The sequence below is a fragment of the Micromonospora sp. Utrum1 genome (assembly GCF_057197805.1).
The window spans coordinates 4,624,684-4,642,549 of sequence record NZ_CM170071.1 but is presented as its reverse complement, the minus strand read 5'-3'; the positions used below and the strand labels follow the sequence as shown (position 1 = coordinate 4,642,549).

Here is a 17,866-nt window from a genome sequence, read left to right as displayed (position 1 = left end):
CCGGGCTCGCGGGCACCTGCGGGATGACCCGGAGGCCGCTCAGGGTCGTCACCCGGGACCTACCCGGAACCCTGTGGCGGGAGCGGTGGAACTGTCGGTGGTGGGGGATAGGTTCGGGGACATGCGAGAGAGCGGCGACCGGTTCCACGTGGCGATGAGCGTGGGTGACCACGTGGTGGACCTGCGCGCGGTCGGCGAGATCGACATCGCGACCGTGGCGGCGTTCCGGGCCGCGCTCTGGGCGGCGCCGGCGCGGCCGGTGCTGCGGGTCGACCTGTCCGGGGTGCGGCTGCTCTCGGCGGCCGGGGTGCGCGCGCTGGTCGCCGCCCACCTGCGGGTCCGGGCCCGCGGCGGCGAGCTGGTGCTGGTCGACCCCGACCCGGTGGTCGCCCGGGTGCTGCGCGCCACCGGCCTGCACCGGGTGCTGCCGGTCCGCGAGTCGGCCCGCAAGTCGGCCCACGAGCTGGTCACCTGCGCCGCCGCCTGACCGGCCGGACGCCCCAGGGCCGCCGGCGGCGCGCCGACGGCCCTGGCGAACGGTCCGCGGGTCAGCGCACGCCGACCAGGTCCACCACGAAGACCAGCGTCTCGTTCGGCTTGATCACGCCACCGGCGCCCCGGGCGCCGTAGCCCAGGTGCGGCGGGATGGTCAGGCGGCGCCGGCCGCCGACCTTCATGCCGACCACGCCCTGGTCCCAGCCGGCGATGACCTGGCCGCCGCCGAGCGGGAACTCGAACGTGTCACCCCGGTTCCACGATGCGTCGAACTCGCGACCGGTCGAGTGGGCCACGCCGACGTAGTGCACGTTGGCCAGCTGGCCGGGGCGGGCCTCCGGGCCGTCGCCGACCGTGATGTCCTCGATGACGAGATCGGCGGGCGGCGCGCCCTCGATCGGGCCAACCTCGGGCTTCTCCATGAGCGGGTCTCCTCGGTGCTGACAAGTGCGGTCCCCGTCGATCCTGCCGGATCGCGGCCGGCCGATACGCGTCGGTCCCCGCCGCGGCGTGGCGGCAGGGACCGGTGGGAGGGCACGAAAGTGGCGGGCGCCGCCTCTCGGTGACGCCCGCCCGGTGGGCACTGCCCGCGGTGACCTCACTTCAGCCAGGGCAGCCGCTGGACGACGGGGAGCTTCGCCCAGGCCCCGGCCGAGGCCGAGGGTGCCACCGGCGTTGACCAGGGCCAGGCCGGCCAGCAGACCCGCGTAGATGAGATGGTCGTCCAGGAACGGGTTGTTCTCCGGGGGCAGCACGGCCGTCCACATCATGAGCAGCAGGAGTCCGCCGGCGACCGCGGCGACCCGGGTGCCGATGCCGAGCAGCAGGGCCACGCCGATGCCGAGCAGGCCGAGCATGAACAACCAGTCCGCCCACGCCGCGCCGGCGATCTCCTGGTAGAACCCCTTGAACGGGCCGGCCGCGCCGAAGGTCAGGAATCCCTTGGTCGGGCTGCCGCCGTTGATCCAGGCGTTCTTCGCCGCGGTCTCGTGCCGGAGGCCGAACATCTTGTCGAGGAAGGCCCAGAGGAACGTCCAGCCCAGGGCGATCCGCAGCCCGGCGAAGACGTACCGGGTGGCCTTCTGTCGGGTGGTCTCGACGTGCCCGGTGGTCTCGGCCGCCGGAGCGATGGTGTTGGCGGTGATCCGCTCGATCGTCACGGTCATGGTGTCCACGTCCCTTCCTGTGCCTCGCACCGCGCTTGTCCGGTGGCACATTCATTCCACCGCCGTGGGCGGTCGGCGAGCAGGGCCGACCGGTGCCCTCCTGACCGGGACCTTGGTCCCCTTCCGGCCCGGTCCGGTCGGCCCGCCGCGCGAACGACGGGGCTCAGGCCGCTGCGGCGAGCTGGGCGGCGAGCAGCGCGGGAGCCTCCGCGAGCGAGGGCCCGTACCAGGTGAGGTGCCGGCCGGAGACCAGCGCGGCCGGCGCGCCGGGAAACGCCTCCGGCCCGTCGTCGGCGGTGAACCGGTACGGCTCGTCCGGCAGCACCACCAGCTCGGGCTCGCGGGCGCGCAGCTCGTCGAGGCTCGGCCGGGGGTAGCGCTCCGGGTGGTCGGCGTATTGGTTGGCGACGCCGAGCCGGCGCAGCACGTCACCGGCGAAGGTGTCCCGGCCGAGCACCACCCAGGGGCGCCGCCACACCGGCACCACCGCCGCGCGCGGTGTCGCCGGCTCGGGCAGCGCGGCCCAGGCCCGGTGGGCGGCCCGCAGCCAGTCCGGTTCGCCGGGCACGCCGAGCGCGGCGACCAGCTCGCCGAGCTGGGTCAACGCCTCCGGCACGGTACGGGGGAAGGTGACCCGCACGGGCACGCCGGCCGCCCGCAGGGCCTCCGCGTCGGCGAGGCGGTTCTCCTCCTCGTTGAGCAGCACCAGATCGGGCCGGAGCGCGCGTACGCGGTCCAGGTCCGGATACTTGCTCCCGCCCACCCGGGCGACGTCCAGCCCGGCCGGGTGGGAGCACCAGTCCGTGGCGCCCACCAGCACCTCGGGGCGGGTCAGCGCCACCGCCTCGGTCAACGACGGCACCAGCGACACCACCCGCACGACGTTCCCTCCCTCGTCCGCGCCATCGTCGCGCATCGACGCCGGTTAGCCTGCCGCGCGGCGTGCGGCCCATTCCGCGCGGGTCAGCGCGTACTCCACCTCGCCGTGTTCCGAGTCGGGGATCGCCTCGGGCCAGTCCTGGTGGAACGTCCGCAGGTATGCCAGCCCGGCCTTCTCCATCACCCGGCGGGACCCGGCGTTGACCGCCATGGTGGTGGCCACCACCCGCTCGACGCCGAGCGCCGTGAAGCCGTGGTCGACCAGCGCCCGAGCGCCCTCGGTGGCGTACCCGGCGCCCCACGCGGCCTGGCGCAGCCGGTAGCCCAGCTCGACCTCCCGGGGGTCGCCGTCGCGTAGCGGCCGGAACTCGAACCAGCCCAGGAAGGCGCCGTCGGTCCGCCGTTCCGCCGCCCACCAGCCCAACCCGGGGGGCCGGCGGTAGGCGGCCAGCATGGTGGGCAGTACCCGGTCCCGGATCTCGGCGGCCGGAGTGGGCCGCCCGCCGGCCAGGTAGCGCATCACGGCCGGGTCGCTGTCCAGCTCGGTCAGGAGCGGGGCGTCGTCCGGGGTGAACTCGCGCAGCACCAGCCGTCCGGTGGTCAGAAAGATCTGCACGCGGCCGATTCCAGCGGGCCCGGGCGGTCCGGGCAACCGGATTCCGCCGCACCGCCGAGGCGGCCACCATGATCGACGCCCTAGACTCGGGCGTCGACACCAGCGACGGATGGATCTGGCGAGATGACGAGCACCGGCAGCGTGGCCACCTCCTGGCTGCGTCCGATCCTGCCCGGGGTCGCGCCGCAGCTCACCCGCGGCGGCCAGGTCGGCTACCCGGCCCGGCGGCTCGGCGAGCTGGTGCAGGGCCGGCCGCCGGGGGTCACCGGGCACCAGTGGAGCACCGCCGGTCGGGAGGGCTTCGACCAGGTGGTCTGCGCCGCCGACACCGGCCTGCCGCTGTTCGCCGTGCAGTTCGCCGAGCCCGCGCCCGCCGGGTCGCCGGCCCGCCGGGCCGAGCGGATGACCAGCGCCGTCTGCGCGGCGGTCGGCCTGCCGCTGCTGCGGATCGAGTCGGCCACGTTGCGTGGCGCCGAGCACGCCCGCCGCCTCGTCGAGTACGTCATCGACGCCCGCGGCTACGCCGCCGGCACCGACCCGGACACCGGCGACGCGGTCGGGTTCCGGGACATCGTCGGCCGGCTCCCGGACGGGCGGCGCGGGCCGGTCAACGACCTCGGGGCGCTGACCCGGGCCGCCGTCGTCGAGGCGTACGTGGAGCGCCGGCTCGCCGACCCGATCGTCCGCGGGCTGCACGTGCGGTGGACGGACGGCCCGGCCGAGGGCTGGAGCTGGGTCGAGGTGCGCCCCGGGCGCTGCCTGGTCGAGCGTGTGCATCTGGCCGCGCAGCGCTTCTCCTGTGGGGTGGACCCGGGGCGGCTCGCCGAGGACCTGGCCGTCGTGGCGGTCGGGGAGCGGTTGCGCGCCCTCGATGCCGCCGCGCCGTCCCTGATGGACCGGGACGAGTTGCGCGGGCAGATTCGGCGGCTGGCCGCCCGGCGCGACGAGTTCGACGGCGGCTTCGCCTTCGACCATCTCTGCGCCGACTGACCGGCCCTCTCCGGCCCCCGGCCGGCCCTCGCGGGTTTCTCCGCGAATTCTCCCGATGCCCGGTTGAACCGTCGCCGCCCTCGCTCCGTACCTAAGCGGGAATGGACGCAGAGCTTCCCCGCCGCGCCGGACGGCGCGGGGACGGTGCGGAAAGGGCATCGTCGGTCATCGACGTGCGACCGGAACGTCGCAGTGATCCTCACCCCGAATTCCATCGGTCCGCCGGGGTCACCAGTCAACTACCGGATCGAGAAGGAGAGCAATTCGATGCGCAGGTCCACACGGGCGCGCCGGTCATCCGGTAACGCGCGGAGCAAGCGTCTGCTGGCCGTGGTCGGCACCCTCGCGGTCTTCGGCGGAATCGTCGCCGTCACCCAGATCTCGTCCGCCCAGGACCGGCGGACCACCGTCCGTACCGCCTCGGCGTCCTGTGTGGCCGCGAGCCCGGGGGCCACCGCGCCGGACGGCCGGGGGAGCACCACCCGGACCTGGCAGAACGGCCGCTGGGTGCGCAACCACTGGGGTGACGGGCAGATGTCGTCCGCCGAGTGCCAGCAGACCAAGGGGGGCGGCGCGGACGCCGGGACCCCGACCGTGGCCTGCCCGGACGTGCGGAGCAAGCTGCCGCAGGTGCCCGACCGGGCGCGCGCCGAGGTGGACCGCAACCTCGCCCTGCTGGACAGCCAGATCGCCGAGGCCAACCGGCGGCTCGCGGCGGACGGCGCCCGCAACGGCGGCGACTTCATCGAGAACGTGATCCTGCGGCCGCTCGCCGAGAAGCGGACCGCGACGTTGAACCGGATCGCCACGGCCATCGGCCGGGTGGCCGAGCGCCCGCAGGGCCTGGACCAGTTGGCCCTGTGCGCGCTCGCCGACAATGCGCAGAACGGCGGCCAGAACGGCGGCGGCAACAACGGCGGCGGCGGCAACGGTGGGCAGACCGGCGCGCCGAGCAGCACGCCGACCGGTGGTGACAACGGCGGGCAGACCGGCGGTAACAATGGCGGCAACAACGGTGGCCAGAACGGCGGCAACAACGGCCTGAACGTGCTCGCCAAGGACTGCAGCGACAGCCAACTCCAGGCGCACGACGGTTTTCAGAACGGCAACCGCTGCGTGAGCACGGCGTTCGGTGAGGTCGGTTCCGCCGCCAACAACCCCTCGCTGCTCATCACGCAGTTCCCGAACCGGGTCCAGCGCAACCAGCCGTTCACCCTCCGGGTCAGCACCCGGAACCTGATCCGCGACCGGTTCCTCGCCGCCGGCCAGGGTGGCTACTACGTCGAGAGCTCGCTGCTCAACGACCAGGGCCTGGTCCGCGGGCACTTCCACACCGCCTGCCGGATGCTGCAGACCACCCAGGCGGCGCCGTCGAACCCGCAGGACGTTCCGGCGTTCTTCGTGGCGACCGAGGACGGCGGCGGCAGCAACCAGGCCGACCAGGTGACCATCCAGGTCCCCGGCCTGCCCCAGTCGGGCCTTGCGCAGTGCGCGGTCTGGGCCGGTGACGGCTCGCACCGCATCCCGATGATGGAACGGGCGAACCAGACCCCGGCCATCGACGTGGTGCGGATCCGGGTCAACTGAGCACCGCGGCCGGAGCCGCCCGGGGGTAGGCCCCGGGCGGCTCCGGCCGTTCCGGGCGTGCCCTCCCGTGTCGGGGCCGGCCTCAGCGGCCTCCGGCCGGCCCGGTCACGTCGTCGACCTCGAAGCGGGCCAGGTCGGTGCAGTGCACGACCGTGGCGTCGTCCGGTACCGGCGCGGCGATGCCGGCCGGGCTGTCGGCTTCGGCCCGTCGCACGCGGCGGACGACCTCGGCCGGCCCGTCGGCGGCGAGCAGTTCGAGGACGCCGGCCCAGTCGGTCAGGGCGTACGGGCTGACGATACGGCTGGCGCCGTTGCTGAGCAGCGCGACGCCGTCCAGGTCGTGCAGGGGCCGGCTGCCGGTCACCGCTTCCTCCGCCGCGCGCGGGTCGTCCTTGGCGATCCAGTAGCCGCCCGGCTGGTTCCGGCGGGCGCGCAGCGCCTCGGCGCAGGACGCCCGGATGCGGTCGTACTCCGGCGTTCCTTCGGGAACGCCGTCTAGGGGCGCGGAGCAGACGCGCCTGGCGACGACCTCACGCTCGTCGGTGATGACCTGCGAGCTGCCCCGGACCTGGTCGAGGACGAGGAAGGAGTCCGCGAGCAGGAGGTGGTCCAGGCGGCCCCGGTGGGCGCGGACGATCGCCACGGTCGCCTGCGGGCTGCTGGGGTTCGTGATGTCGCAGGTGCCCCGGTGCTCGGCGGCGATCTCGCCGATCGCGCCGGCGAGGATCGTCGCGAGGTCCCGCCCGTCGCCCCGCGACAGCCGGCCGAGCAGCGCACCGCCGAGACGGTGCGTGTACCAGGCGACACCGTGGGAGCAGAGCGATTCCGTTCCGGGGATGCCGGCGCCGTCGAGCAGCACCGCGGCGCCGGGAACCGCGCCGGCGAAGTCCTCGTTCGGCCGGCCGGCCGTGCCGGCGCTGGTCGCCATGCTGACGCGCACTGATGCGCTCCCAGGTCAGGTGTCGCGGGCCCTCGGCAGGGGCCGAACGCGGGGGGTGAAGTCCCCTGCCGGGATTCCCCGCCCGGCTGAAAATTGTTAACGCCGGGAAAAGCCGACCGGGGCCAGGCCGATTTCTCAGCGTGACCCCGGGGTGCCCGACGGTGAACCGGGAGGTTCAGCGGTTCTTGTAGGCCTCCACCACCGAGACGGGGATGCGGCCCCGCTCGGAAATCTCGTAGCCGTTCTTGACGGCCCATTCCCGGATGGCGCGGTTCTGCTCGCGGTCCATTCCCGAGGTGCTCGGGCGGGTCACGCCCCGCGCCGCCCGCCCGGCCTCCACCGGGCCGCGCCCGATCCGCCTGCCAGCGCTGATGTACGGGTCCAGCGCCTTGCGGAGAACGCCGGCGTTTTCGTCGGAGACGTCGATCGTGTACGCCACACCGTCCAGGCTGAACTCGACGGTCCGATCGGCCTTGCCGCCGTCGAGGTCGTCGGTCAGAACGGTGATTACTTTCCTTGCCATCGCCATTACTCCCTGTGTCGGGCGGGGTGTGGCTATGAGTTTGACGTATCTCGTGGCAATTTCGCAACAATACCCGCCCTTCGCCATTCGGCGAGTCGGCATATCGCCGCGGCGCAAATGGCCGCTCACACGCGGCGGCGTGCCCGGCCGGGTGGAAGGAGTGGCGTGGGTCACAGGGCGGAACAAGGGAGACGGTTTGTTACTTGAGCCTTACACGCTCAACTCAACGTGATAGCAGGTGTTCGATGGCAACTCTTCCGGTACTTCCTCTGACCGACGCCGTCCTGCTGCCCGGCATGGTCATCCCGGTGACCCTCGACCCGACCACCCAGGCCGCGGTCGACGCGGCCCGCGCCACCGGCGACAAGACGCTGCTCGCCGTGCCGCGCCTCGACGGCGAGTACGGCTCGGTCGGCGTTGTCGCCACCATCGAGAAGGTGGGCCGGCTGCCCAGCGGCGAGCCCGCCGCCGTGATCCGTGGCCTCGCCCGAGCCCGGATCGGCTCCGGCGTGCCCGGACCGGGCGCCGCCCTCTGGGTCGAGGCGACCACCCTCGACGAACCCGTCCCGGCCGGCCGGGCCCGGGAGCTCGCCCGCGAGTACCGCGCGCTGATGACCTCGGTCCTTCAGCAGCGCGGCGCCTGGCAGGTCATCGACGCCATGGAGCGGATGACCGACCTCTCCGAGCTGGCCGACGCCGCCGGCTACGCGCCCTGGCTGACCCTGGCGCAGAAGACCGAGCTGCTCACCGCCCCGGACGTCACCGCCCGGCTGGAGCTGCTGGTCGGCTGGGTAAAGGAGTACCTGGCCGAGCAGGAGGTCACCGAGCAGATCAACAGCGACGTCCGCGAGGGGCTGGAGAAGTCGCAGCGCGAGTTCCTGCTCCGCCAGCAGCTCGCCGCGATCCGCAAGGAACTGGGCGAGGACGAGCCGGACGGCTCCGCCGACTACCGCGCCCGCGTCGAGTCCGCCGACCTGCCCGAGAAGGTCCGCGAGGCGGCCCTGCGGGAGGTCGGCAAGCTGGAGCGGGCCAGCGACGCCTCGCCGGAGGCCGGCTGGATCCGGACCTGGCTGGACACCGTCCTCGAGATGCCGTGGAGCACGCGTACCGAGGACAACACCGACCTGGCCGCGGCGCGCGCGGTGCTCGACGCCGACCACGCCGGCCTGGCCGACGTGAAGGACCGCATCCTGGAGTACCTGGCGGTGCGCAACCGGCGCGCCGAGCGCAACCTCGGCGTGGTCGGCGGACGCGGCTCCGGCGCCGTGCTCGCCCTGGCCGGCCCGCCCGGCGTCGGCAAGACCAGCCTCGGCGAGTCCGTCGCGCGGGCGCTCGGCCGCAACTTCGTCCGGGTCTCCCTCGGCGGCGTCCGCGACGAGGCCGAGATCCGCGGCCACCGGCGCACCTACGTCGGCGCGCTGCCCGGCCGGATCGTCCGGGCGCTGCGCGAGGCCGGCTCGATGAACCCGGTGGTGCTCCTCGACGAGGTCGACAAGCTGGCCGCCGGCTACTCCGGCGACCCGGCCGCGGCCCTGCTGGAGGTGCTCGACCCGGCGCAGAACCACACCTTCCGGGACCACTACCTGGAGGTCGACCTCGACCTGTCCGACGTGCTGTTCCTGGCCACCGCCAACGTGGTGGAGAGCATCCCCGGCCCGCTGCTGGACCGGATGGAGCTGGTCACCCTGGACGGCTACACCGAGGACGAGAAGGTGGCCATCGCCCGGGACCACCTGCTGCCCCGGCAGCGGGAGCGGGCCGGGCTGACCGCCGAGGAGGTCACCGTCGCCGACGAGGCGCTGGCCCTGATCGCGGGGGAGTACACCCGGGAGGCCGGCGTCCGGCAGCTCGAACGGGCCCTGGCGAAGATCCTGCGCAAGGTCACCGTGGCGCTGGCGTCCGACCCGGCGCCGGTCCGCGTCGACACCGACAACCTCGCCCGCTACCTGGGCCGGCCCAAGTTCACCCCGGAGTCGGCCGAGCGCACGGCGGTGCCCGGCGTGGCCACCGGCCTGGCGGTCACCGGCGCCGGCGGGGACGTGCTCTTCATCGAGGCGACCAGCATGGAGGGCGAGCCGGGGCTGACCCTTACCGGTCAGCTCGGCGACGTCATGAAGGAGTCGGCGCACATCGCGCTGTCGTACCTGCGCTCCAACGGGCGACGCCTCGGCATCGACCCGAACGCCCTCGCCGGGCGGCGGATCCACGTGCACTTCCCGGCGGGCGCGGTGCCCAAGGACGGCCCGAGCGCCGGCATCACCATGGTGACGGCGCTGGCCTCGCTGGTCACCGGCCGGCCGGTCCGCCCCGAGTTCGGGATGACCGGCGAGGTGACCCTCTCCGGCCGGGTGCTGCCCATCGGGGGCGTGAAGCAGAAGCTGCTCGCCGCCCACCGGGCCGGGCTGACCGAGGTGATCATCCCGAAGCGCAACGAGCCGGACCTGGACGACCTGCCCACCGAGGTCCGCGAGGCGCTGACCATCCACACCCTCGCCGACGTCGCCGACGTGCTCGCCCTGGCGCTGCGCCCGGCCGATGTCGACGCGGAGACCCTGGGCGGCCAGCCGCTCGCCGCGGCCTGACCGGTCCCGCATCCGGAAGCCCCCGCCGTCCCCGACGGCGGGGGCTTCCGGGCGTCCGGCCACCGCCGGACCGGTCAGCTGGACGGCTCGGGGTGAGCGTCGGGGCTCAGCGCCCGTCCCGGCCCGGCCGGCGGTCGCCGCCGTCGGATTCCCGGTCCCGGTCCCGCCGCACCGTGGCCTTGCGGCCCTTGATGGTGCTGCCGCGCAGCCCCTGGATCACCTCGTCGGCCACCCCGTACGGCACCTCCACCAGGGAGAACCGGTCGGCGATCTCGATCGAGCCGATGTCCCGGCCGCTGACCCCGGTCTCCCCGGTGATCGCTCCGACCAGGTCCTGCGGGCGTACCCCGGCGCGCCGGCCCAGCCCGATGAAGACCTGCGTGGTGCCCCCGGCGCGGGGACGCGCGCCGGCGCCGCGCCGGTCCCGGCCGTCGTACCCCGGTCGGGGCTCCCGGGGCGCGCGGACCGCGACCTGCGGGATCTCCTCCTCCTCGTCGGCCGTGCCGGGCAGGGTGGCCTCGTGGGCCAGCCGCACCGCGGCCAGCGCGACCTCCACCAGGTCGAACTCGTCGGTCAGCGACTCGACGATCGCCCGGAACGGCTCCAGGTCGTCCTCCAGCAGCGACTCCCGCAACGCCGCCTGGGTCAGCTCCAGCCGCCGGGTACGCAGGTCCGCCACCGTGGGGAGCTTGTCGACCGCGATCCGCTGGCCGGTGACCCGCTCGATGGTCTTGAGCATCCGGTGCTCGCGTGGCTCGGCCAGGGTGATGGCCACGCCCTCCCGGCCGGCCCGGCCCACCCGGCCGATCCGGTGCACGTACGACTCGGGCGCCGACGGGACGTCGTAGTTGACCACGTGGGTGAGCTGCTCCACGTCCAGCCCGCGCGCCGCCACGTCGGTGGCCACCAGCAGGTCGGCGGTGCCCGACCGCAGCCGGCCCATCACCCGGTCGCGCTGCTCCTGGCTCATCCCGCCGTGCAGCGCCTCGGCCCGGTAGCCCCGGCCGTTCATCGTCTCGGTGAGCCGGTCCACCTCCTCCCGGCTGCGGCAGAAGACGATCGCCGCGGTGGGTGACTCCACGTCCAGCACCCGGCCCAGCGCCGCCGGCTTGTGCGCCCGCGCGATGATGTACGCGCTCTGCCGCACCCGCGGCGCCGCGCCGGCCACCGGCTGCTCGCGCTCGATCCGGATGCGCACCGGGTCGTTCAGGTGCTGGCGGGCCAGCCCGTCGATCCGGGCCGGCAGGGTGGCCGAGAAGAGCACGGTCTGCCGGCCGGCCGGGGCGTGCTCCAGGATCGCCTCGATGTCCTCGGCGAAGCCCATGTCGAGCATCTCGTCCGCCTCGTCCAGCACCACCGTGGCCAGCGCGCCCAGCCGCAGGGTGCCCCGGGCGATGTGGTCCAGCGCCCGGCCCGGGGTCGCCACCACCACGTCCACGCCGGCGTCGAGGGCGCGCAGCTGCCGGCCGATCGGCTGGCCGCCGTAGATCGGCAGCACCCGGGCGCCAAGGTCCTTGCCGTAGCGGTGGAACGCCTCGGAGACCTGCACCGCCAGCTCGCGGGTCGGCACCAGCACCAGCGACACCGGGTCCCCGCCGGAACGGTCGTCGGGCATCCGCTGCAGCAGCGGCAGGGCGAACGCGGCGGTCTTGCCGGTGCCGGTCGCCGCCTGGCCCAGCAGATCCCGGCCGGCGAGCAGCGGCGGGATCGCCTCCCGCTGGATCGGGGTCGGCTCCTCGTAGCCGAGGACGGCCAGCGCGTTCAGCAGCTCGGAGCGCAGCCCGAGGTCGGCGAAGGCGGCGGCCTCGTCCTCGGCGGGGTTGGCGGGATCGGTCGGGGTTGGTGCGGAACTCATGGGGCAAGCTTTTCATCACCGCCACCCGGCCGTCGCGGCGACCGTCGCAAACCGTCGACCCCGCCACGTCGCGGGTGGTCCGGCCGGGCCCCGTGCCTGCGCCCGATCACCCGGACAGGACGGCCAGCAGGGTGGTCAGCCCGACGGCGGCGTCCATCACCCCGCACCACTCGGCGTACCCGCGGGGCACCACCCGGCCCGTGCGGTGGTGCGCCACGTCCCAGGCGGCGTGCCCGAGCCAGCCGAGGCCGACCAGCACACCGGCGAGACCGCCCGGCGCGAGCAGGGCGCCCGCGGCCAGCCCGCCCCAGCCGGCCAGGCCGGCGAGCTGCCAGGCCAGGTTCCGGCGGTCGCCCCACTGCCGCCGCCAGGTGCCGATGAGCAGGTAGCCGGCCGGCAGCACCAGCAGCGTCCACGGGGAGAACACGGTCGGCGCGACCCAGAGGTCCACCGTCATGAGCAGGGCCAACCCGGTCGGCCACCGGCGCGCCACGGCGGCGGCCACCGGGTGGCGGCGGGCCGGCGCCGGGTGCGCCTGCCGGTGCCGCAGCGCCGCCAGCGCCATCGCCGGCAGCATCAGCAGATGACCGCCGAGCATCAGCGCGTCGTCCCCGACCAGTCCGGCCCACCAGGGCGGGAGCAGCAGCAGGAACGGGACGTACATGACCGGCACCATCTCGGCGGTCGGGGCCCACCCGTGGCCGCGGTGCCACATCCAGGCGGCCATGCCCAGCCCCATGTCCGTCGCCATCACCAGCGCGCCGACATCCGCCCGGGCCAGCACGTCCGCGCCGCCCAGCAGGTCCGTCCCGGCCCGCCACAGCGGGCCGAGCAGCAGCATCCCGACCACCATCGCCACGACCATCCCGGCCAGGTGGCCGGCCAGCCGTCGTGCGTCGTTTCGCAGGGGTACGCGTACCGTCGTCTCGGTCATGCCCTGACCCTGCCGGCGCCCCGCATCCGGTACCAGGCGCGTCCGTCACCGGAAAACCGTGCGTCGCGCACGGGTACGGCGTGACATTCCGCAGGGGTGAACCGGGCGGCCACTAGCCCTAGGATCGGCGGACATGACCGTCGACGCGCCGGACCGCCGGCTGCGGCGGGCCCGGCAGCTCACCCTGGTGTCGCTGGCGACGAACGTCTGGACCACCCTGCTGCTGCCCGGCGTCGGGCTGGCCCGGGAGCCGGACCCGCTGCGCCTGGCGCTCGGCCTGCTCGGGCTGGCCGGCTTCGCCGCCGCCCAGGCGGCCGTGCTGCACGCGGCGGTCACCCCCTGGCTCGCCGGGCGCCGCCGGCGCCGCCGGCACGCCGCGCTGGCGCTGGCCGCCCTGCTCAGCCTGCCGCTGGTCGGCCCGGTCGCCGCCGGCGCCTGGCCGACCTGGGCCTGGCTGGGCGCGTCCCTGGCCGGCATGTCCCCGCTGCTGTTCCGGCCGCTGCCCGCCCTGCTCGCGTCGGCCGCGGTGCTCGGCGCGTCGGCCGCGGTGACCCAGGCGACCGGCGGGCCGCTGCGCACCGCCCTGCTCGTCACCGGCGGCATCGGCGCCGGGAGCGCCGCGGTCACCTGGCTCCAGGTCTGGTTCTGGGACCTGGTCGTCGAGGCCCGGCAGGGGCAGGACGCCCGGGCCCGGCTCGCTGCCGCCGAGGAGCGGCTGCGCTTCGCCCGCGACGTGCACGACCTGCTCGGCCACGACCTCACCGTGATCGCGCTCAAGGCGGAGCTGGCCGAACGGCTCGCGCCGGTCGACGCCGCCCGGGCCGGCCGGGAGGCGGCCGAGGTGCGCCGGCTCGCCGGGTCCGCCCTGACCCGGGTACGCGAGGCCGTGCACGGCTACCGCGCCGTCGACCTGGCCGAGCAGCTGGCCGCGGTGGGGGAGGTGCTGCGCTCCAGCGGGGTGCGGTGCACCGTGGTGCCGCCGGCCGGCGAGCTACCCCCGCCGGTCGCCGCCGACCTGGCTGCCGTGCTGCGCGAGGCCGGGACGAACGTGCTGCGGCACAGCCGGGCCGACTGGTGCCGGATCGAGCTGACGCGGGAGGACGGCCGGGTGACGATGACCGTACGCAACGACGGGGCCGGCGGCGCCGGTCCGGACGGGCTCAGCGGCGGCCTGCGCGGGCTGGCCGACCGGCTCGCCCCGGCCGGCGGCAGCGTCCGCGCGTACGCCGAGGACGGGGTGTTCCACCTGGTGGCGACCGTGCCGGTGGCCTCGTGATCCGGGTGCTGCTGGCCGACGACGAGGAGCTGATCCGGCTCGCCCTCGCGGCCCTGCTCGACCTGGAGCCCGACCTGGAGGTGGTGGCGCACGCCGCCGACGGCCGGGCCGCCCTGGCCGCCGCGCTGGCCCACCGGCCCGACGTCGCCGTGCTGGACCTGGAGATGCCGGCGCCCGGCGGGATCCAGGTCGCCGCCGAGCTGGCCCGCGTGCTGCCCGGCTGCGCCACGGTGATCCTCACCGGGCACGGTCGGCCCGCCCACCTCCGGCCGGCGCTGACCGCGGGCGCGCGCGGGTTCCTGGCCAAGGGGGCACCCGGCGGCGCGCTGGCCGACGTGATCCGCCGGGTGCACGCCGGCGCCCGGTACGTCGACCCGGCCCTCGCGGCCGAGGCGCTGACCCTGCCCGAGTGCCCGCTCACCCCGCGGGAGCTGGAGACGCTGCGGCTGGCCGAGCTGGGCACCCCGGTCGCGGTGATCGCCCGGCGGACCCACCTGGCGGCCGGGACGGTCCGCAACCACCTGGCCGCGTGCGTGCAGAAGCTCGGCGCGGCCGACCGGGCCGAGGCGGTCCGGCGGGCCCGCGAGGCGGGCTGGCTCTGACCCGTGCCGACCGGCTCAGGCCGGCTGGACCGGCACCCGGGCCTCGTCGAACAGGGCCGGGCCGGCGTACGCCACCGGGGTGGCCGGGGGCGCCGGGCGCAGCCGGGCGAGCTGCTCGGCGCTGAGCGCGTAGACCACCCGGCCCAGGCCGGCGCGCTCGATGGCGGCGGCGCACATGCCGCACGGCTGGCAGCTCGTGTACAGGGTGGCCACGGCGGCCGCCTCGGGGGTCAGCTGCCGGGCCGCCCAGCGGGCCAGCTTCAGCTCCGGATGGGCGGTGACGTCGCCGTCGGTCCGCTCCGTGTTGACCTCCTCGGCCAGCACCCGCCCGTCGGTGTCGACCAGCAGCGAGCCGAACGGCCCGTCCCCGGCGTCCCGGGCGGCGGCGGCCAGCTCGACGGCCCGGCGCAGGTGGCGTTCGTCGGTCTCGGTCAGCGCGCTCATCCGGCCGGCATTCCCCACGGGACGCCGCCGCACACCGGCGGCGGCTAGCCTGACGGCGTGCGTACGGTCGAACTGCTCTGCTCGCCGGAACTGGAGGAGGCGGTACGGGCGGCCTGGGACCGGCTCGCCGCCGCCGGCCTGCCCAGCCTGGCCCGCAACGCGCACCCGACCAACCGCCCGCACCTGACCCTCGCGTCGGTTGACGAGTTCCCGCCCGGCGCCGAGCAGCGCCTCGCCGACCTCTGCGACGCGGCGCTGCCGCTGCCGGCCCGGCTGGACCGGGTGGCCGTCCTCGACGGCAGCGCCCCGCTGGTCTGGCTGGTCCGCCCCGCCCCGCAGCTGGTCGCCCTGCACGGCGCGGTCTGGGACGTGCTCGCCGGGGCGCCCGGGCCGCACCCGTGGCACCTGCCCGGCCGCTGGGTCCCGCACCTGAGCCTGGCGCTGCGCTTCGGTGCCGCCGACCGCCGCCGGGCCCGGGCGGTGGCCGGGCCGGACCGGCCGGGCGGGGAGTTCGTGGCGGCGCGCAGCTACGACAGCGACACCCGGACGGTCAGCGAGCTGACCCCGGCCTGCCCGCGCCCCGGCGCCTGACCGGGGCCGCACGGCCGGCGGTAAACCGCAGCCGGGCGGCCCCGGTCGCCCGGGTCAGCGGAGGAACCGCAGGTAGTCGAACTCCGCGGTCACCGCAGGGGTGGCACCGCCGTGCGCGACCAGCCCGATCCGGGGCGTGGTGTCGGCCGGGAAGGTCCACACCGCGCCCCACGTCCAGTGCGTGCCGTCCCGGCTGGACCCGGCGCGGAACTCGTGCTCGCCGGTGGCCGGGTCGACGTGGTGGACCAGCCGCAGCCAGGTGGTGGTGGCCGGGGTGCCGACGATGCTGCCGCCGTACACCGGCTGGCCGGCGAAGGGCAGCTCGTAGCCGTACTCGACCTGGCGGGTGTTCCAGATGGCCACCTGGGCCAGCCGGGCGAACCGGTCGTCGTCCACGTACGCCACCAGGCCCGCCTGCTGGTAGTTGCGGACGCTGTCCTCGCCCAGGTCGAGGGTCACCTTCGTCTCCGCGACGTAGTCGCCCGTCGGCGCGTCGCGCAGCAGCACCCCGGCGGTGTTGCCGGTGCCGACCAGGTCGGTCGACTCGACCGGCCAGCGCAGCGCGCCGCCGGTCACCGTGGCGGCCGGGTTGGGCCGGATCCACCGCCAGGCCGGGTCGAGCCCGTCGGTGAACTCGTCCGACCAGCCGGGCAGCACCGGGCCCACCCGGGGCGGGGCGACCGGGTGCCGGACCGGTCGGTACAGCCGGGCCAGGCTGACGTTGTCGAACTCGGCCGGGCCGCCGTCGGCGCGCAGCGCGAGCGGGCCGGCCGCCGGCCGGGCCAGCGTCAGCGTCACCACGGCGAGCTGGTCGCCGAGGCGGGCCGGGCTCAGCTCGGCGACGAGTTGCCGGCCGCGTACCTCCACGGCCAGGTTGTGCCGGTCGGCGAGGTCCAGCCCGGCGGGCAGCGGCACGCTCGCCGTCGCGCCGCCGGCGTCCCGGGCGGTCAGCCGGCCGTCGCCGACCCGCACCTCCACCGCGCCGAGCCGCAGCCCAGCCGCGTCCGCCCCGGCCAGCCGCAGGTCGGCCTCGGCCCGCACGTCCCCGCCGAGCCCGGCCCGGGCGGTCAGCGTGCCGGTGCCCACCAGGGCACCGCCGGTCACCCGCCAGTGGCCCGCGCCGCCCCGCCAGCCGCCCAGGTCGGCGGTGTCGAAGCGGGCGTCGACCCGGCCGGTGGTGACCGGCGCGGGCCGCGGCCCCTCCGAGGGGCCGGCGCCGGCGTTGACGGTCGGCCAGCCGTCCACCCAGTCGAGGCGGTCCAGCAGCATCGGCCGCTCGTTGATCCCGAACGGCTCGTCCAGGTACGGGTCGGCCCGGTCGATCGCGTGGTACGCGATCCAGTCCTGTCCGGACAGGTCGGTGACCACCGCGTGGTGCCCGGTGCCGATCCAGCGGTTGCCGTTCTGGGTGAGCACCGGCGTGCCGCCGGCCCGGGAGACGTCCAGCCGCTGGCCGTCCCGGTCCACGAACGGCCCGCGCGGGTCGCGCGCCCGGCCGACCTGCACGGAGTAGCCGGTGGCCGGCCCGGCGCAGCAGTTCGCGGTGGAGGCGAACAGCCAGTACCCGCCGTCGTGGCGCAGCACGTAGCTGCCCTCGAACTTGTTGTCGACGGCGACCATGGTGGACGCGCCGACCGCGCGCAGCCCGTCGGCGGAGAGCTCGGTGACCGAGATGCCGCCGTAGTAGCTGCCGTAGTACAGGTAGGACCGGCCGTCCACATCGGTGAACTGGCTGGGGTCGATGGTCCAGAGGTAGCCGCCGCCCCCGCCCGGCCGCGGGGCGACCACGGGCGCGTCGGCGAACGTCCACGGTCCGGCCGGGGTGGGCGCGGTGGCCGCCCCGATCGCGGTGTCGAAGGTGTCGCCGGAGACGGTGGTGTCGGTGACGGTCACGTACATCACCCAGCGGCCGGCGACCCGGCGCACGTCGGGCGCCCAGAACGCCGCACCGGGAGCGGCGAAGGACGGCCGCTGGTCCGGGGCGAAGGCGTCGCCCACGTAGGTCCAGTCGACCAGGTCGGCGGAGCGGGCGATCGGCACCCGGTGCGCCCGGCGTTCGCCCTCGCGCAGCGGGTCGGAGGTGCCGAAGGCGTACCAGAGGCCGTCGTCCCCACGGACCACGGCCGGGTCGGCGAAGGTGTCGGCGAAGCCGGCCGAGACCGGGTTCCGGTAGCGGTCTGCGGCGGCGGCGGCGGGCGCGGCCGCCGTGGTCGTGGTCAGCAACATCGTGAGTGCGGCGGCGAGCACGCCGCCACGGCGGAGGTGTCCCATCAGGCCTGCCTTGGAGGTAGACGGAAGTCACTGCGGTGCCCCCCGTTCTACAACGTTGGAGACAACGATGTAAAGAGCCGCCGCACCGGTCGGTGGGGGCCGAACCGTTCCCGTG

At 75.4% G+C, this 17,866-nt stretch carries 16 protein-coding genes and 1 pseudogene; 7 read left to right on the top strand and 10 right to left on the bottom strand.

Annotated features, from left to right (window positions below):
- Nucleotides 1-121: 121 nt before the first annotated feature.
- Nucleotides 122-487 (top strand): anti-sigma factor antagonist, encoded by a 366-nt coding sequence (locus AC0OLQ_RS21805; protein WP_484527773.1) that lies wholly within the window; start codon nt 122-124, stop codon nt 485-487.
- A 61-nt stretch (nt 488-548) separates the two neighbouring features.
- Here AC0OLQ_RS21805 and AC0OLQ_RS21800 read toward each other — a convergent pair whose 3' ends face one another.
- From AC0OLQ_RS21800 to AC0OLQ_RS21785, 4 genes and pseudogenes are all read right to left on the bottom strand, one after another.
- Entirely contained in the window at nt 549-917 is a 369-nt protein-coding gene (locus AC0OLQ_RS21800; protein WP_107079232.1) for an FKBP-type peptidyl-prolyl cis-trans isomerase, read from the bottom strand.
- Between the two features lie 176 nt (nt 918-1,093).
- Nucleotides 1,094-1,661: pseudogene (locus tag AC0OLQ_RS21795) on the bottom strand (DoxX family membrane protein).
- Nucleotides 1,662-1,824: 163 nt separating this feature from the next.
- A complete protein-coding gene (locus tag AC0OLQ_RS21790; protein ID WP_484532398.1) occupies nt 1,825-2,541 on the bottom strand; it encodes a helical backbone metal receptor in 717 nt (238 codons plus the stop codon).
- Between the two features lie 45 nt (nt 2,542-2,586).
- A complete protein-coding gene (locus tag AC0OLQ_RS21785) occupies nt 2,587-3,156 on the bottom strand; it encodes a GNAT family N-acetyltransferase (RefSeq protein ID WP_484527772.1) in 570 nt (189 codons plus the stop codon).
- A gap of 123 nt (nt 3,157-3,279) precedes the next feature.
- Between AC0OLQ_RS21785 and AC0OLQ_RS21780 the strand changes: the two genes are divergently transcribed.
- Nucleotides 3,280-4,146, top strand: coding sequence for a PDDEXK family nuclease (locus AC0OLQ_RS21780; RefSeq protein ID WP_484527771.1), 867 nt, complete (start codon nt 3,280-3,282; stop codon nt 4,144-4,146).
- 267 nt (nt 4,147-4,413) lie between these two features.
- Complete coding sequence (locus AC0OLQ_RS21775) at nt 4,414-5,733, top strand: hypothetical protein (protein WP_484527770.1); 1,320 nt, start codon at nt 4,414-4,416, stop codon at nt 5,731-5,733.
- A gap of 82 nt (nt 5,734-5,815) precedes the next feature.
- Here AC0OLQ_RS21775 and AC0OLQ_RS21770 read toward each other — a convergent pair whose 3' ends face one another.
- Nucleotides 5,816-6,673 carry a hypothetical protein gene (locus AC0OLQ_RS21770; RefSeq protein WP_484527769.1) on the bottom strand — a complete coding sequence of 286 codons (858 nt, stop codon included), beginning with the start codon at nt 6,671-6,673 and terminating at the stop codon, nt 5,816-5,818.
- A 175-nt stretch (nt 6,674-6,848) separates the two neighbouring features.
- Nucleotides 6,849-7,196, bottom strand: coding sequence for a histone-like nucleoid-structuring protein Lsr2 (locus AC0OLQ_RS21765; protein ID WP_357340710.1), 348 nt, complete (start codon nt 7,194-7,196; stop codon nt 6,849-6,851).
- A gap of 245 nt (nt 7,197-7,441) precedes the next feature.
- Between AC0OLQ_RS21765 and lon the strand changes: the two genes are divergently transcribed.
- On the top strand, nt 7,442-9,778 hold the full coding sequence (gene lon / locus AC0OLQ_RS21760; protein WP_484527768.1) for an endopeptidase La: 2,337 nt from the start codon (nt 7,442-7,444) through the stop codon (nt 9,776-9,778).
- A 106-nt stretch (nt 9,779-9,884) separates the two neighbouring features.
- On the opposite strand, the gene AC0OLQ_RS21755 is transcribed toward lon, so the two are convergent.
- Both AC0OLQ_RS21755 and AC0OLQ_RS21750 read right to left on the bottom strand, forming a co-directional pair.
- Nucleotides 9,885-11,633: a DEAD/DEAH box helicase gene (locus AC0OLQ_RS21755; RefSeq protein WP_484527767.1), complete on the bottom strand. Its 1,749-nt coding sequence runs from the start codon at nt 11,631-11,633 to the stop codon at nt 9,885-9,887.
- A gap of 106 nt (nt 11,634-11,739) precedes the next feature.
- A complete protein-coding gene (locus tag AC0OLQ_RS21750; protein ID WP_484527766.1) occupies nt 11,740-12,567 on the bottom strand; it encodes a hypothetical protein in 828 nt (275 codons plus the stop codon).
- A gap of 133 nt (nt 12,568-12,700) precedes the next feature.
- On the opposite strand from AC0OLQ_RS21750, the gene AC0OLQ_RS21745 reads away from it, so the two are divergent.
- Nucleotides 12,701-13,843 (top strand): sensor histidine kinase, encoded by a 1,143-nt coding sequence (locus AC0OLQ_RS21745; protein ID WP_484527765.1) that lies wholly within the window; start codon nt 12,701-12,703, stop codon nt 13,841-13,843.
- On the top strand, nt 13,840-14,445 hold the full coding sequence (locus AC0OLQ_RS21740) for a response regulator (protein ID WP_357340541.1): 606 nt from the start codon (nt 13,840-13,842) through the stop codon (nt 14,443-14,445). Before AC0OLQ_RS21745 ends, AC0OLQ_RS21740 begins: the two co-directional genes overlap by 4 nt.
- A 15-nt stretch (nt 14,446-14,460) precedes the next feature.
- Here AC0OLQ_RS21740 and AC0OLQ_RS21735 read toward each other — a convergent pair whose 3' ends face one another.
- Entirely contained in the window at nt 14,461-14,889 is a 429-nt protein-coding gene (locus tag AC0OLQ_RS21735) for a nucleoside deaminase (RefSeq protein WP_357340539.1), read from the bottom strand.
- A gap of 57 nt (nt 14,890-14,946) precedes the next feature.
- On the opposite strand from AC0OLQ_RS21735, the gene AC0OLQ_RS21730 reads away from it, so the two are divergent.
- Complete coding sequence (locus tag AC0OLQ_RS21730) at nt 14,947-15,480, top strand: 2'-5' RNA ligase family protein (RefSeq protein ID WP_484527764.1); 534 nt, start codon at nt 14,947-14,949, stop codon at nt 15,478-15,480.
- A gap of 54 nt (nt 15,481-15,534) precedes the next feature.
- Here AC0OLQ_RS21730 and AC0OLQ_RS21725 read toward each other — a convergent pair whose 3' ends face one another.
- On the bottom strand, nt 15,535-17,751 hold the full coding sequence (locus AC0OLQ_RS21725; protein WP_484527763.1) for a glycoside hydrolase family 43 protein: 2,217 nt from the start codon (nt 17,749-17,751) through the stop codon (nt 15,535-15,537).
- Nucleotides 17,752-17,866: the final 115 nt, after the last annotated feature.